The 14,286-nt window shown below is 35.1% G+C and carries 16 protein-coding genes and 2 pseudogenes; 6 read left to right on the top strand and 12 right to left on the bottom strand.

What is annotated here, in order from left to right; genetic code table 11:
* Positions 1-5 precede the first annotated feature (5 nt).
* Together KFD70_RS09925 and KFD70_RS09920 are read right to left on the bottom strand one after the other, a co-directional pair.
* Positions 6-800 carry a methyltransferase domain-containing protein gene (locus KFD70_RS09925; protein ID WP_336452437.1) on the bottom strand — a complete coding sequence of 265 codons (795 nt, stop codon included), beginning with the start codon at positions 798-800 and terminating at the stop codon, positions 6-8.
* Between the two features lie 28 nt (positions 801-828).
* On the bottom strand, positions 829-1,662 hold the full coding sequence (locus tag KFD70_RS09920) for a histidine racemase CntK family protein (protein WP_336452438.1): 834 nt from the start codon (positions 1,660-1,662) through the stop codon (positions 829-831).
* 390 nt (positions 1,663-2,052) lie between these two features.
* On the opposite strand from KFD70_RS09920, the gene KFD70_RS09915 reads away from it, so the two are divergent.
* The gene (locus KFD70_RS09915) at positions 2,053-2,445 is read left to right on the top strand and encodes a DUF2871 family protein (RefSeq protein WP_431613161.1); all 393 of its coding nucleotides are present in this window, start codon (positions 2,053-2,055) and stop codon (positions 2,443-2,445) included.
* Between the two features lie 85 nt (positions 2,446-2,530).
* Here the strand turns inward: KFD70_RS09915 and arsC are convergent, their stop codons facing one another.
* From arsC to KFD70_RS09875, 8 genes are all read right to left on the bottom strand, one after another.
* Complete coding sequence (arsC, locus tag KFD70_RS09910; RefSeq protein ID WP_431613160.1) at positions 2,531-2,935, bottom strand: arsenate reductase (thioredoxin); 405 nt, start codon at positions 2,933-2,935, stop codon at positions 2,531-2,533.
* A 16-nt stretch (positions 2,936-2,951) separates the two neighbouring features.
* On the bottom strand, positions 2,952-3,989 hold the full coding sequence (arsB, locus tag KFD70_RS09905; RefSeq protein ID WP_431613159.1) for an ACR3 family arsenite efflux transporter: 1,038 nt from the start codon (positions 3,987-3,989) through the stop codon (positions 2,952-2,954).
* A 17-nt stretch (positions 3,990-4,006) separates the two neighbouring features.
* Positions 4,007-4,444: an ArsI/CadI family heavy metal resistance metalloenzyme gene (locus tag KFD70_RS09900; protein ID WP_431613158.1), complete on the bottom strand. Its 438-nt coding sequence runs from the start codon at positions 4,442-4,444 to the stop codon at positions 4,007-4,009.
* 57 nt (positions 4,445-4,501) lie between these two features.
* A complete protein-coding gene (gene arsR, locus KFD70_RS09895; protein WP_420792354.1) occupies positions 4,502-4,807 on the bottom strand; it encodes an arsenical resistance operon transcriptional regulator ArsR in 306 nt (101 codons plus the stop codon).
* A 273-nt stretch (positions 4,808-5,080) separates the two neighbouring features.
* Positions 5,081-6,280, bottom strand: coding sequence for a multidrug effflux MFS transporter (locus tag KFD70_RS09890; RefSeq protein ID WP_336452444.1), 1,200 nt, complete (start codon positions 6,278-6,280; stop codon positions 5,081-5,083).
* Between the two features lie 280 nt (positions 6,281-6,560).
* Positions 6,561-6,821 carry a YuzF family protein gene (locus KFD70_RS09885; RefSeq protein ID WP_336452445.1) on the bottom strand — a complete coding sequence of 87 codons (261 nt, stop codon included), beginning with the start codon at positions 6,819-6,821 and terminating at the stop codon, positions 6,561-6,563.
* A 135-nt stretch (positions 6,822-6,956) separates the two neighbouring features.
* On the bottom strand, positions 6,957-7,619 hold the full coding sequence (gene bshB2 / locus KFD70_RS09880; RefSeq protein WP_336452446.1) for a bacillithiol biosynthesis deacetylase BshB2: 663 nt from the start codon (positions 7,617-7,619) through the stop codon (positions 6,957-6,959).
* A gap of 15 nt (positions 7,620-7,634) precedes the next feature.
* The gene (locus KFD70_RS09875) at positions 7,635-7,985 is read right to left on the bottom strand and encodes a YojF family protein (protein WP_336452447.1); all 351 of its coding nucleotides are present in this window, start codon (positions 7,983-7,985) and stop codon (positions 7,635-7,637) included.
* 247 nt (positions 7,986-8,232) lie between these two features.
* Here KFD70_RS09875 and KFD70_RS09870 point away from each other — a divergent pair, with 247 nt between their 5' ends.
* Positions 8,233-9,558 carry an ArsB/NhaD family transporter gene (locus tag KFD70_RS09870; RefSeq protein ID WP_336452448.1) on the top strand — a complete coding sequence of 442 codons (1,326 nt, stop codon included), beginning with the start codon at positions 8,233-8,235 and terminating at the stop codon, positions 9,556-9,558.
* A gap of 84 nt (positions 9,559-9,642) precedes the next feature.
* On the opposite strand, the gene KFD70_RS09865 is transcribed toward KFD70_RS09870, so the two are convergent.
* Positions 9,643-9,870 (bottom strand): hypothetical protein, encoded by a 228-nt coding sequence (locus tag KFD70_RS09865; RefSeq protein ID WP_336452449.1) that lies wholly within the window; start codon positions 9,868-9,870, stop codon positions 9,643-9,645.
* Positions 9,871-10,166: 296 nt separating this feature from the next.
* Here KFD70_RS09865 and KFD70_RS09860 point away from each other — a divergent pair.
* The 4 genes and pseudogenes from KFD70_RS09860 to KFD70_RS09845 form a co-directional block, all read left to right on the top strand.
* Positions 10,167-10,310: pseudogene (locus tag KFD70_RS09860) on the top strand (zinc ribbon domain-containing protein); the annotation flags it as partial.
* 89 nt (positions 10,311-10,399) lie between these two features.
* Complete coding sequence (locus tag KFD70_RS09855) at positions 10,400-10,972, top strand: YybS family protein (protein ID WP_431613195.1); 573 nt, start codon at positions 10,400-10,402, stop codon at positions 10,970-10,972.
* Between the two features lie 170 nt (positions 10,973-11,142).
* Positions 11,143-12,558, top strand: coding sequence for a PQQ-dependent sugar dehydrogenase (locus KFD70_RS09850; RefSeq protein ID WP_336452450.1), 1,416 nt, complete (start codon positions 11,143-11,145; stop codon positions 12,556-12,558).
* Positions 12,559-12,719: 161 nt separating this feature from the next.
* A pseudogene (locus KFD70_RS09845) lies at positions 12,720-12,833 on the top strand (IS6 family transposase); the annotation flags it as partial.
* Positions 12,834-12,950: 117 nt separating this feature from the next.
* Here the strand turns inward: KFD70_RS09845 and KFD70_RS09840 are convergent.
* A complete protein-coding gene (locus KFD70_RS09840; protein WP_431613194.1) occupies positions 12,951-14,270 on the bottom strand; it encodes an aromatic amino acid transport family protein in 1,320 nt (439 codons plus the stop codon).
* Between the last annotated feature and the right edge of the window lie 16 nt (positions 14,271-14,286).

Raw genomic sequence — 14,286 nt, 5'->3', positions numbered from 1 at the left:
GCAATTTAAACCTTTTGATACAACTCAATATCAAACACATTATCTGGACGCAATATATCATCAACTTTATTCCATTTTTGTTTATCAACTTCCCTCGAAGGGTAATTAAATAGAGACTTTAACTGATTACCATATCTCATAGCTACCACTACATTATCATTTGTTAATGTATGTAATTGTTCTAGTATGTCATATTTATCTTTAACGGTTGAACTAAAAATGATATGAGTCGCATCTCTTGTAAAATCAAGATTTTCTACTGGTACTCTTTCTAATCTAATATTTAATCCTGCACCTATTCTTTCTACAACGTTTAATCCAAGTTTGATAGCCTCATCATCAATATCTATGCCAATAACCTCTGCTCCCGTTCGCTTAGCAATTAATATTGGTGTCATTGGAAATGAGCCAGCCCCTACTAGTAATACTTTTGAATCAGAAGTAATTTGAAAACTACCAAATTCCTTTTCAATACATGATTCTATATTCTTAAAGTAATCTGTTATTTCAGCAACTCCACTAAGAAGCTTTAATGCACGATATTTTTCCATAATAGCTACACAAAGCGCTGATTTTTCTCTTAAAGACACCGCAAGTTGGTTCAAATCACAGTATCCTTGTTGCTGTAATTTCTCCCACATTTCTTTGTTCCTCGTGTTTATAATGAAGTGTGAGTATTCATCTATTAAGGTCTCTAACTCCAAACAATCATTGATAGTGTGATCATATCTTCCTATCAAGGCATTAAATTTCTCTAGGTACTTACTCAAATATTTTAGAAAATCCCCTAAGTCATTCATTTATCTTCGCTCCAATACAATGTAATAGTTAAACATTTATAAACGCTTTTCCTTGCGCTACTATCTCAACACCCCCTTCAATTTTAAGACTTGAAAGCTCTTCTTTATGAAAGTTGGCAACAACAGTAATAGTTCCACCAGGTTGTCTTACATGTGCAACAACCTCCTTTTGATTTTTCCAAGCCAAATAAGCTCCTAAAGAGGCAGTACCTGAGCCGCATCCCCGTTCCCATACCATACTATCAAGATATGGAACATAGATAAGTGGAGCCAATTCATTAGAATTTGATTCATATAATAGGATGCCTATCAATTTAGTGTTTAAGGTTAATGCCAGTGATTTTGCTAATGTTTGAGCTTTTTTTCTCATTGCTTTATTAATAGCCTCCACTTCTATCACAATATGAATAGACTCTTGATAATTCACTATAACGATGTCCAAATCATTTCCTTCATGCTTTATAGTTTTCTGCTCTATCTTTTTAGGGATAGGCATTGTAACTTGGCAATAATATTCCTCTAACTCTCTTCTCACTTGACACACTATGAGTTCCTCTGTTCCTGAAACTTCTAATAATATTTCTGATAAATCATTGTGTTTCAGTCCTTTTTTAGATGCAATAAAAGCTGCTAATGCCATACAGGCGTTACCACAGAACTCACCTCCAGCCATTTGTAGATGTGCGTCGGCTTCATACTTTGTAGATTCTTCTATAAATCCTACTTGTTCTGCATACACGCTGTCATACGACATAATTTTTTTTGCAATCGTCTTATACTCTATAACTGGATGATTAGTCTTAACGAGAATCGTCATATTTTGAGTTGGATTAAATTTTATAAACTCTATTTCCTGTGTCATCTCACTTATCCTTTACGTCATATTTTTATTGAACTTTCTTTGCTCAGTCAAATGAAAATAGTAATCATTACGTTTTACATCACGGGAATAGATTATATCATAATTTTGATGGTGTCAATATTTATTCTTAAATTAATTGGATGCTTCTGAGGCCGATGAAGAGCCGTTTTCTTTAAATCTAATTCTTACACTCTCTCTTTGTTCACAAAAAGTTCGATTATTTCACATAATAGGATACCCTATAATTATGATAAAATAATTTTGAATCTGCTATAACATAACTCCTGGGCAACTAGGAGTTTTTGCTATATTACGATTATAGTGTGAAAATACAATAGGAATCTACGAATCAAAAACTAACATTACGAATTCTACTTCAGGAGGTATACAATGAAAAAATTATATTATGCATCGTTCGTATATTTAGTCATCGGTTTATTATCAGGTGTATTTGCTAGGGAATATGCAAAATCAAAGGATATTCTAGGATCTACACTGCTGAACCTTTTACATACACATACGCTCGTACTTGGGTTTTTATTCTTTTTAATTGCCTTAGCATTAGCAAAAGCATTTTCATTCCATAAAGTGAAGGGTTTTAATATGTGGTTCATCGTCCATAATATTGGATTAATTTTAACCCTTTCTTCACTGGCAACTCGAGGGCTTCTTCAACTAAATGGTGCTAATTTTAAAGAATTAACCTATATAATCGGATTCTCTCATTCTCTCATCGGCCTTACCCTAGTTTGGTTTATGATCCTATTAAAAAAATCGTTCTAAATGTAATGTGTAACAAAACATCACCAAAAATAGAAACGAGGCTGTCTATAAAATTTTTGTAAAGACAGCCTCGTTTCTATATGGATCATTCCCCTATTTCAGCAAACTTCTTAATGCGTTCACCAATCTCATCACGAACACGTTGGAATACTGACCACTCTTGTCCTGCTGGGTCATCAAATCCCCAGTGAACACGTTTTACATGTGATGATGTAGTTGGACATACATCATTCGCATGACCGCAAAGTGTAACAACAAGATCCGCTTTATTTAAAATGTCGCGATCAATGACATCAGATGTTTGATTCGTAATATCGATTTCTACTTCTTTCATCGCTTGAATCGCATTTGGATTTACGCCATGTGCTTCGATTCCTGCAGAATATACATTCCATTTGTCACCTAAATATTTCTTTCCAAATCCTTCAGCAATTTGACTACGGCAAGAGTTACCTGTGCATAAGAAGTAAATTATTTTTTTGCTTTCCATGTAAATTCCACCTTTATTACAATTGTTTTTGAAAGTATTTTTTCTGAAACATAAGTGCTATATTTACAAGCGCAATCATGACTGGCACTTCAACTAGAGGACCAATAACCGCCGCAAATGCTGCTCCAGATTGAATCCCAAATACCCCTACAGCTACAGCGATTGCTAATTCAAAGTTATTACTTCCAGCTGTAAACGCTAATGTTGTTGTTACCCCATAACTTGTACCAATCTTCTTACCCATAAAGAAAGAAACAAAGAACATCAATACAAAATAAATGAGCAATGGAATCGCGATACGTACAACATCGAATGATACGCTAACAATGACTTCACCTTTTAATGAGAACATCACAATGATTGTAAATAATAATGCGACTAATGTAATTGGACTAATCTTTGGTATGAATATTTTTTCATACCACTCTCTACCTTTTACTTTTACAAAAATCAAGCGGGTTAGCATGCCAGCGATAAAAGGAATTCCTAAGTAAATAAAGACTGACTTTGCAACCTCTCCCATTGTAATATCAATAACAGCACCTTCAATCCCTAGCCATTCTGGAATGACTGTTACAAATACATAAGCATACACTGAGAAAAATAACATTTGGAATACAGAGTTAAATGCTACTAACCCTGCCGCATATTCTGTATCACCTTTTGCTAAGTCATTCCAAACGATAACCATTGCAATACAACGCGCTAAACCGATCATGATGAGTCCTACCATATATTCTGGCTTATCCTGTAAAAATATAATAGCTAAAGCAAACATGAGGACTGGTCCAATAATCCAGTTTTGTACGAGTGATAAGATGAGTACCTTCACATCTTTAAAAACACGTCCCATCTCTTCATAACGAACTTTTGCAAGCGGTGGATACATCATTAAAATTAATCCAATTGCAAGCGGAATAGAGGTTGTTCCTACCTGTAACCGATTCATCCCATCCACAAAACCAGGTGATAGATACCCTATTACAATTCCCACTATCATCGCAAGAAAAATCCAAAGGGTTAAAAATCGATCTAAAAACGATAATCGTTTCATTTTTTCTCCTTTTTGTTTTAACAACATGAAGTTGAATTTATATTCTTTTCATCAGAACTTACACAGGACATTTCTACTTTATGAATTTCACTATCAGCCTTCGTATAGAAAAACTCCCATTCATTCCTGTCAGAATCCGTTACCCAAAACTTATCTTGCACAGCATAGCAACAAGTTGTATCCATTTCCTCACGAGCAAAGAACCCTTCTTTTTCTAAACGCTCTTTATGCATGACTATTTCTTCTTGATTCTCTACTTGGAAACCAAAATGATTGACCTGGCTTCCTTTTACTTCATCTCTTACATTTAAAGTGAAATTTAGTCCTGGACTTTCTAATAGAAACTTCGCATAATCTTCTTTTACTTTCACTGGTATTACCCCAAATACCTTACTGTAAAACTCAATTGATTTTTCCAGATTCGTCACATTAATCCCCACATGTACATATTGCATATTCCATTCCTCCTATACAATTAATCAAAAATATTTGATTTATATAACACAAAAAACTCAGTAGCAACTACCTCTGCCAGTTTTTCGGAACACACAACAAAGTTCTTCCGACAACAAATTATTCACTTCTTCATCATTTAAATCGTAATAGCTCCATGTTCCTTTTGTTTCTTTTACAATTAAATTCGCATCAAGTAATATTTTTAAATGATACGAAAGTTTTGATTGTGAAATCCCAAATACTTCTGTTAAATCGCATACACAAGTCTGTCCACGTTGACATAACTCATACATGATCTCTAATCTTTTTTTGTCTGCAAGAGCTTTAAACTTTTTTTCAAACTGACTGAAGTTTTCTTTCACACACGCCACTCCTTTCATCAACTTTTTTTGATATTTATATTATATGCACTGTTTCATTATAAATTCAACAAATAAATCAAAAAAAATTGATTTATTTGTTTGTTACATGAATACTAAATACTAGCCTTAAAGGGAAAGGATGTTCAAAACTACTCCTTTCCCTTTCTTTAATCTTTTCCTAACAATGTGAATTCATAATTTCACCCAAAGCAAAAAAAGAGTCTCATTTCGTCTATGGGACTCCTTTCACCTTATATATTTGTAGTTTTATATTTAAGCAGATTTTTTAATCTTATTATTATAAATAAACATCCGACTTAGAACTGTCATGACAACTGCAAGTAGAAGAAAATATACAGGCATAACAAGTAAAGAACCTGTATGCAACTGACTCATTCCCCATATCGTAATTGTAACAATTACATAATACCCTAAACTAAATATAGCACCTGCTGTTCCAATAACTTCCTGGAAATCTACTAACGCTAAGCTTAAACAGTTCGGCAAAGCAATCCCTATTCCTAATAGCAATACAAATATAGCTATAAGAAAGAGAATCATGTTTATCATATTTGCACTAGTGCCAGTACAAGCAACGATTGATAAAATAGTCGCTCCTCCCGTCATTACGATGCAACCTATATAAATAATCTTTTCTGGTTTATAAACTAAAAGTAACCGCTTTGAAATTTGCGCTCCAATAACGGAAGCGAAAGCTACCACTATACCTAAAAAACCAAATACGCCAGGTGATAACTTAAAATATTCAATGAAGATGAACGGTGCTTCAGCGTAATAGCTAAATAATATACCGTTTGTTCCTCCAATCAGCACACCAAATGTTACGACTTTTGGATCTTGAATCATTCGTTTTATGACAGAAAAAATGTTTATACTATTTACTGTTACATTCTTACGAGTTTCTGGCAAGTTCATACAAGTACAAACCAATAGCCCAATACTTATCAAAACTAAAGTAAGAAAAACACTTCTAAATCCAAATATTTGATCCATCCATCCACCGATTAATGGGCCAATAGCTGGCGTGAATGCAATAACTGCTGAAATTTGCGCAAACATAACATGTCGTTTATGCCCATCTACACTTTCACGCAAAATAGTTTGTGTAACAACTGATCCTGTACTCGCTCCAAACGCTTGTACAAAACGGCTAAATAGCAATACTTCAATTGAATGTGCCAAGTAACATAATAAGCTACCAAATCCATAAACTACAATTCCCCAAATCATTGCTGGACGACGCCCAATTATATCAGACAACCACCCCCAGCAAAATACACCTAAAGCAAATCCTGCAAAGTAAATGCTAAGCGTTAGCTGCGTAGCATTATTACTGACATGCAACGCTTTCGAAATATCTGGTAAAGATGGTGTGTAAATTGTTTCACTAATTTGTGGGAATGCCACAAGAATAATCATTAACCATAACGATGGTACTGAGACTTTTTTCATTTTCTAATACCCTCCTATAACTTAGAAAATCTCAGATATTTAGAGTTTTTCTTCGCTACGGAACTGGAGGGGCCATTATCGAAATACGATCATAAAACAACAAACGAAACACCTCGATTGCTTCATGTTAATACCTATAGGAGGGTATGAATTAACATTAATTTTTCATTGCTTCTATTTACAAAGGTTAACATATATTATGAGCTTTTGTATATAAAAAACCTACTAATCAAATAGTAGGCTCTTCGTTTCATTCTCATAACCCGTCTACAAAGCATCTCTATTTTTCAGGTGTAAACCACACAATCTGCTGAATTCTCACAAATACCGGTATTTCATTTTCTTCTAATACAACATGATCTGGCTTCACACTTCGCAAAGTTCCATTTACACTTCCCCGAATTGTTTCCACTACAATTCTTTTTCCAACGATAGATTGCAATGTTTGTACAACATATGGATCAACAAGCGCAACCACTTCACCACTTATCTCATAACCATCTCGAAAATAACCGAACACGTCTTCATATGAATAGTACATATGGCTCCCCTCTTTTCAAGATTTACTGTAGTGTATGTGGCCTGCATGCAGAAAGTGCCTATCTAACAGAAAAAACGACGCCATAATATGACATCGTTTTCGTATGTAAGGAAGACTAGAAGAGACTCTTCTAACCTACTCCCATTTATAAGTCCAAAATTGTTCAATTTGTAACCATTTTAATGTTGCAGCATCTTTGTTTTGCAGTTTTACTTCCGTTTCTTCTAACATCGCTTCTGTTTGTGAACGATGCGCACGTAAAGCTGCTAATTTTTGTTCAAATGCTTCACTAATGTTGTTAACAACATCTGGTTCACCTAATACTTCTTCACGATTTTTTGTAATCGCAACTGCATGAATAACCGGGCGCGTTTCTTTTGGCATACGTGATACTGCACGGACTGTAGCACGACCGAATGCATCATGGTCTGGATGAACACCGTGCTCTGGATAGAATGTAATAATTCGTGATGGCTGCACATCGCGAATGACCGTTTCAATTTTATCTGCTACAAAGTCTATATCTTCAAATTCTAATGTTTTATCATGAAAACCAAGCATTCTTAAATCCTCAATGCCCATCGCTTCACATGCATCTTTTAATTCCTTTTCACGGATATTTGGAATTGTTTCACGGTTTGCAAACACATTCTTTCCCATGTTACGTCCCATTTGTCCAAGCGTTCCGCACGCATATGTTACAGGTACTCCTTGCTTTCTTAATAAACTAATTGTTCCTCCTGCTGCAAACGATTCATCGTCTGGATGCGGAAATACAACAAGTACGTGTCTTTCCATACTTTTCCCTCCTTCTTATTTAAATGGCGTTAAGCTTAACTCAAGTGCTACGGCTAAGCGACCTTTATTGTCATGTCCTGCTAGTAATAGACGATCTTGCTCGTCTACTTCCCAATGCGTAATACCTTCAGCATATACCCAGCCATGCTCCATTTTAAGACCTACTCGGTATGGATTTGTTCCTGTTATTTTCCCGCGTTCGAAACGAATCATTGCATTTCGAATAAATGCTCCAACTGTCATCATTTTTTCATTAAAATGTGAAGCGTATGCTCCATTTGTCGTTTCTAAATGAATATATACATCTTTATTTACAAAACGTTCGATTTCATGTTGAATAACAGCACTATCTTTTACTATTTCCATCGGATTTCACCTCTTTAAACCATTTTACGCAAAAATAATGTAAATTGCTATCTCTATATTAGAGTACAAAGCTCACTTTGCATAATAATTTGCATTTCGTTTTTTATTTTTATATAGCATGTGAAATTTATTAATCCTTTTCACTTTTGCAAATTATTTTCTTTCTCGTTTTGAATTTGCTACAATAGTGGTTATGCAGAGGGATATATTTCGACAATTGAATACATATTTTAAAGAAGGTGACATGTTGGAACATTCAGCACACGAAGTAGCAAACCTGCAATATTATTTTGCGATCGCCGTATTTTTAGTGATATATGGATTTATTATTTCTGAGAAATTGAACCGTGCTGTAATTGCACTGTTCGGTGCTGCCATTATGATTATTTTTGGAATTGTAGACTTACATACTGCTTTCACATCACATATTCAGTGGGAAACCATTACGCTCTTAATCGGGATGATGATTCTCGTACATATTACGAGTCAATCTGGTGTATTTGAATATGTAGCGATTAAAGCAGCAAAAGCAGCCGGCGGAAAACCGATTCGAATTTTATTATTTTTATCCCTATTAACCGCAGTCGGTTCTGCATTTTTAGATAACGTAACAACCGTTTTATTAATCGTTCCTGTTACACTATCTATTACACGAATTTTAAAGGTACAACCTGTTCCTTATTTGATTTCGGAAGTATTATTTTCAAATATTGGTGGGACCGCAACGTTAATTGGTGATCCCCCAAACATCATGATTGGATCTGCTAATAAACACTTAGATTTTAATGCCTTTTTGCTCAATTTGGCACCAATTGTACTTATTATTTCCATTGTTACATTAGGCATTATTTATTTGATGTATCGTAAAAAATTAAAAACAACACCTGAACAAATTACAAAACTTATGGCTTTAAACGAAAAGGACTATATTCGTGACCGAAGCTTACTCCTAAAATCTCTTTCCATTTTAGGTTTGACAATTCTCGGGTTTGTTCTTCATTCGATTATTCATGTAGATGCCGCAGTTATCGCGATGACTGGCGCAACACTTCTCATGTTGATTGGTATGAAACAACACGAATTAGAAGATGTATTTGCTCATGTAGAATGGGTAACGATTTTCTTCTTTGCCGGTCTTTTTGTTCTGGTTGGCGGATTAATTGATATTGGCCTTATTTCATCCCTTGCGAAAGAAGTAATCGATATTACAAATGGCGATATTGGCTTTGCTGCAATACTTATCCTTTGGGTATCAGGCGTGGCATCAGCTACTATTGATAATATTCCATTTGTCGCAACGATGATTCCGCTTATTCAAGATTTAGCATCAGGACTTGGACTTTCTGTTGACTCTCCTCAAATTGAAGTACTATGGTGGGCATTATCACTTGGCGCTTGTTTAGGAGGAAACGGGACGCTTATTGGGGCATCAGCAAACGTAGTTGTTGCTGGGATTGCTAACCGCGAAGGACATGGATTTTCTTACCTTGATTTCTTAAAAATTGGTTTTCCGTTAACAATCATTGCATTATTATTATCACATGCTTATATATATTTACGTTATTTAATTTGACCACTCCCACGGCTAAAGCGCGTGGGCTTTCCCGCTCACAAATTCTGTAAAAAAGTTTGCAGCAATATGCTGGAAACTTTTTTGTCACCAAAATATCCCGATAATTGCCAGTGCTCCTAAAATCATACCGCCAATTTGTCCAACGATTGCCGGTGATAGTTGAACACCTTTTTTCACTTCTACAACCGGCCTTTCGTGTCTAAGCTGTTGAACTTCACTTTGTAGTTGATGCACACTACCATGCAATTCTTTTACAAGTTCTTTTAACTCCGCTAATTCTTCATTTACTGGCTTTGTTTTTTCTAAATTCATATAACATGACTCCTTATTTTAATCCATATGTTGTAAAATTTCGCCAGTCATTATTCTTTTTTCTGCAAATTATATGCATATTACCGAATATATTTATAGCATAGTTTTTACTCTTAATGAATCTATATAGGGTAGCACCACACGCCCATCAAGCTAAGGTTTTAATATCCCCCCTAAATGAAAATTTTCTTTCTCTATAGTTAGATACTTTAAGAAGTCTGTATCATCAAAATAGACTCTTATATTTTCCGGCAGAAGACTCCTTTCTCAAAAGTGTGAAGGTATGTGGGAGATATATGCTAAAGAACCCCAAGTTAACCAAAGCAATAAGCGAAGTATCTTGCTCACAATTCAGAACAATGCTTGCATACAAAGCGAACTGGTATGGCAAAGAAGTAGTTGTGGTATCTAAAACATTTGCTTCTAGTCAGTTATGTTCCAATTGATTACTAACAGGCAATACCGCATAAAGCGCAAGAGAATGAATAATATAGAAATTGACGGATTGGATATTTTTGGGGGTGTTTTCATCAATCGGTTTGTTCGTTATTGGTATCAATCGATGATAGATACAGATGCAAATTATGTTCATGTAAGAAAGATGGCCCTTGCAACCAAGTTAGTTATTACAGCTTTATTGAGTACAATTGCCACTATGTTTCAATCAGCGGGAGGCTTTATGCCTGGTATAGGCTTTCTGATTAGTTTTCTAGCGACATTACCAATTTTTTTAGCTACTTGCTTTTCTATCCGCCAGGGAATCCTTTCTTTTACCCTTACAATTTTCCTTTTATTTATTATTCAGCCGAGTGAACTAATTATCTTTCCCTTTACAACAGGTTTATTAGGTATAGCGATGGGTGTGGCCTTTTTACAATTGAAGAGAAGAATTGTGGTTGTTTCCTTTTCATCAATATGTCTACTTACGGGTATTATGATGATTCTATATGTATTCCGTTTTCCAGTGCTAGGCCCTACTGTTGATACAACTATGGATTTAAAGATTATTGCAATAATATTTATATTGAGTTTTCTTTACTGCTGGATCTTCGCGGAGTTTTGTAGACTACTCATGAATCGATTGTGTCAGACATTTCCTTAACAGTTGAGTAATATAAACAGTTTGAAGTTTCCATATATCCATCCTAATATCCACAACGTACCCATATAAAAAGGAAATTCACCCAATTCCCCATCCTTGATTTGATACTAATAGCACAGTTCTAATCATATTCTTATAAAAGAAAACAATTAGAAGGAGTGTAAAGTTAGTTGATAAAAGTTAAGGTTAGTTTACGACCCATTGTAAGTAAGATAAATTTACCCACTGTTTTGAAAACAGCTATACTTCCGGGTGACTCAATTGAAAGATTATTTATTGCAACCCAAGTAGGAGAGATCTTTTACATAGGAAACGGGGCTATAAGGACTTTTTTAGATATTCGCTCGCGAATCATAAAACTAGGTGATTCTGGTAATGGCTATGATGAACGGGGGTTGCTAGGGCTAGCATTTCATCCAGAATTTTATTATAACGGTCTGTTTTATCTTCATTATTCAGTAGCTGGGACACAAGGTCCAGGAGCTCTTTCTGAATCTTTTAAGCCTAACCCGTGTGATCTCAAAACTTTAAACCTAAAGTGGATAAATAGAGAAACTCAATATGATCATATTGATACAGTTGAAGAATGGATGTTACAGTCGAATGGCCAACCTCAAAAACGACGGACATTACTTAACTTAAGAAGACCATTTTCTAATCATAATGGTTTCAATAGCTTAAACTTTTCTCCTGAAACTGGAAAACTTGTTTTAACAACAGGGGATGGTGGTTCAGGCTATGATCCATTTAATTTAAGTCAGGACGACATGGAGATGGCTGGTAAAATAATTGAAATTGATGTAGTTAAGAATACATTTATCTATAACCCACCTGTAGTCACACGTTTTAATGAACTTTCCGTACCTATTCAGGAAATGCTTACAGTAATTGCTAAAGGAGTTCGCAATATACCAGGCATTTCATTTCAAAAGTTTTATAATCAGTATATTAAATATATTGGAAATGTCGGACAGGATTTGGTAGAGTCGATTTTTTCATTCGTTCATTATAAACCAATACCGGTTACTCAGCTTATTCAAGCTTCATTAATGAACGCTAAACCTGACCAAGAAGGATTTATAAACTTTGGCTGGCGAGGGTGGGAAGGTGCTTTTCCTACCTCAGTTATAAGGGGCTGCTCTGCAGATCCGACTTTGGATGAGAAAACACTTGCTTATTATTATGAAGCAGTACAAACTTCAGTGAGACGTCTTCAGCCTTTAACTAGTTATTTTCATAAAGATCCCCGACCCGATAAGTTTGGGGGAACTGCACTTACAGGAGTTCAGTCATATATGGGGAATAGAATCCCAAATTTAACAGGAAGCGTTGTATTTACCGATCTTGCTCGGCATGAAGAATCTCGGCCTCCGGTTAGAGGGGTTTTAGCTTATACGAGGGTAAGGACAGATTATAAATTAAATGATTTTAGTGTTATTGAAACCGATTATAATTTTGGGTCTCAATCAGCTTATTATGTTAATCTGGGAACGAACCTGGATCAAACTAAACTATATTTAGGGGTTTATGGCTCTATGAAAGTGACTGATTTTAACCAAGGTACTGTTTTTGAAATTGTTCCGTAATTAATAATTTTGAACTACCCCCACCTTCACTTCGTTTAGAAGAGGGGGTCTTCTCGTTTAAAATGATAGGCTGTTTTCAAGTCGATGAAGGGGCGCGAAATCATTTTTTCGTTATGAGGGAACTTAAGAATCTTAGCTTAATACCGATGGGGCGGCACCCCAATATGCTTGGATTAAAATTATTGCAAACAGCTAAAAAAGTGATTGTTGGAATAGAAGTTATGCATATGATTAAAAAAGGACAAACTCTCCAAGGGGAGAAGTCTGTCCAATAACAGATATATCTTATCCATAATCTCTTTGGTTTAACAAGATAAAATTCAATTCTTCTAGAAATCTTTCGTTCTTTTTTCATATCCCACTATTTGTGCACCAGAACCAATAATAGTGAATTAGAATAATGACTTAATACTTGCTAGGACAGTAAGTACACCTATAATAATGACAAATACATTGCTCATTTTCCCTCTGTATTTAGCTAGTACTGGTACTTTACGGATCGCATACATTGGTAATAGACATAAGATAGCGGCAACTAACGGACCGCTAAGGGCATCAATGATTCCAAGAATACTTGGATTTGCATAAGCAACATACCAGCATGTTAATACGACAAAAGCAAGGATCATTGTCTTAACTGTTTTTTCTTCTATATCTTTTCCGCGTGTTTTACTGAACTTGATAATCATGTCACGCATTACCTCATATGCTCCTATATAATGGCCAAGGAACGACTTTGTTATGGCCACAAAAGCAATGATAGGAGCCGCAATAGTGATTAGAGGCGAATTAAGCTCATTAGCAAGATATGATAGGATTGACAAGTTCTGTTCTTTTGCCATTATAAGATCATTTGGAGTCAAACTCAATGCACTGCTCCAAACAAAGAACATAACAACAGCGAATGTCATGATATAACAAACTTTTTGTATTTGAGCACATTTGGCATCAGTAGCTTCTATTCCATAGGTAGCTCTCTGTTTTATAACAAATGACGAAATAAGAGGAGAATGATTAAACGAGAATACTATGATTGGTAGTATCATCCACATCGTTCCAAAATATCCTGTTCCTGTTGAAGCAGTAGAAACACTTGAAAAACTAAGCATTGACGTATTCCACTGTGGAATCAAAGATATTGCGATAAAAAGTAGAGAAGCTATGAAAGGATATACTAGCATGCTCATTATCTTTACAGTGATATCTTGACCAAAATTTAGTATAGCTATAAGACCGAGTACTAATACAAGCGATAAAATGGCCCTTGGAGGCTCCTTCATGTGCAATTGATTCACGATAAAACTACTTGCAGTATTTGTAAGTGCAACCGAATACATCAGCACAATAGTATAAATTGAGCCGAAATATACTATGTTAAAAATTATACTTGCCTTATTTCCGAAATACTCTCTAATTGTACCTGTAATCCCCTCATCAGCAGAATTGGAAGCGTATATCATTTTAGCAAGCGCCCTATGTGAGTAATACATAACAGGATATGCAAGTATGGTAATTAACAGTAATGATAATAAACCACCTGAACCTGCATTAATAGGTAAAAAGAGTACTCCTGCTCCAATTGCTGTTCCAAAAAGGCTCAATGCCCAGGTAGTATCCTGTTTATGCCACTTTTTAGGATCTGGATATTTCTCATTTTTTACTGCAGTATTTTCAGTTTGAAATTCTATTTTTTTTGCAGTATTCCCATTCATATAATAATTCCTCCTT

Source organism: Bacillus pfraonensis (assembly GCF_050768835.1).
Classification (GTDB): Bacteria; Bacillota; Bacilli; order Bacillales; family Bacillaceae_G; genus Bacillus_A; species Bacillus_A pfraonensis.
This window is presented reverse-complemented; position numbering and strand designations above follow the sequence as displayed.

What these genes read in the sequence shown, in the direction of transcription:
- KFD70_RS09925 (WP_336452437.1), bottom strand. Translation starts at nt 800, where the DNA reads ATGAATGACTTAGGGGATTTTCTAAAATATTTGAGTAAGTACCTAGAG.
- KFD70_RS09920 (WP_336452438.1), bottom strand. Translation starts at nt 1,662, where the DNA reads ATGACACAGGAAATAGAGTTTATAAAATTTAATCCAACTCAAAATATG.
- KFD70_RS09915 (WP_431613161.1), top strand. Translation starts at nt 2,053, where the DNA reads ATGAAAAAATTATATTATGCATCGTTCGTATATTTAGTCATCGGTTTA.
- arsC (WP_431613160.1), bottom strand. Translation starts at nt 2,935, where the DNA reads ATGGAAAGCAAAAAAATAATTTACTTCTTATGCACAGGTAACTCTTGC.
- arsB (WP_431613159.1), bottom strand. Translation starts at nt 3,989, where the DNA reads ATGAAACGATTATCGTTTTTAGATCGATTTTTAACCCTTTGGATTTTT.
- KFD70_RS09900 (WP_431613158.1), bottom strand. Translation starts at nt 4,444, where the DNA reads ATGCAATATGTACATGTGGGGATTAATGTGACGAATCTGGAAAAATCA.
- KFD70_RS09890 (WP_336452444.1), bottom strand. Translation starts at nt 6,280, where the DNA reads ATGAAAAAAGTCTCAGTACCATCGTTATGGTTAATGATTATTCTTGTG.
- KFD70_RS09885 (WP_336452445.1), bottom strand. Translation starts at nt 6,821, where the DNA reads ATGTACTATTCATATGAAGACGTGTTCGGTTATTTTCGAGATGGTTAT.
- bshB2 (WP_336452446.1), bottom strand. Translation starts at nt 7,619, where the DNA reads ATGGAAAGACACGTACTTGTTGTATTTCCGCATCCAGACGATGAATCG.
- KFD70_RS09875 (WP_336452447.1), bottom strand. Translation starts at nt 7,985, where the DNA reads ATGGAAATAGTAAAAGATAGTGCTGTTATTCAACATGAAATCGAACGT.
- KFD70_RS09865 (WP_336452449.1), bottom strand. Translation starts at nt 9,870, where the DNA reads ATGAATTTAGAAAAAACAAAGCCAGTAAATGAAGAATTAGCGGAGTTA.
- KFD70_RS09840 (WP_431613194.1), bottom strand. Translation starts at nt 14,270, where the DNA reads ATGAATGGGAATACTGCAAAAAAAATAGAATTTCAAACTGAAAATACT.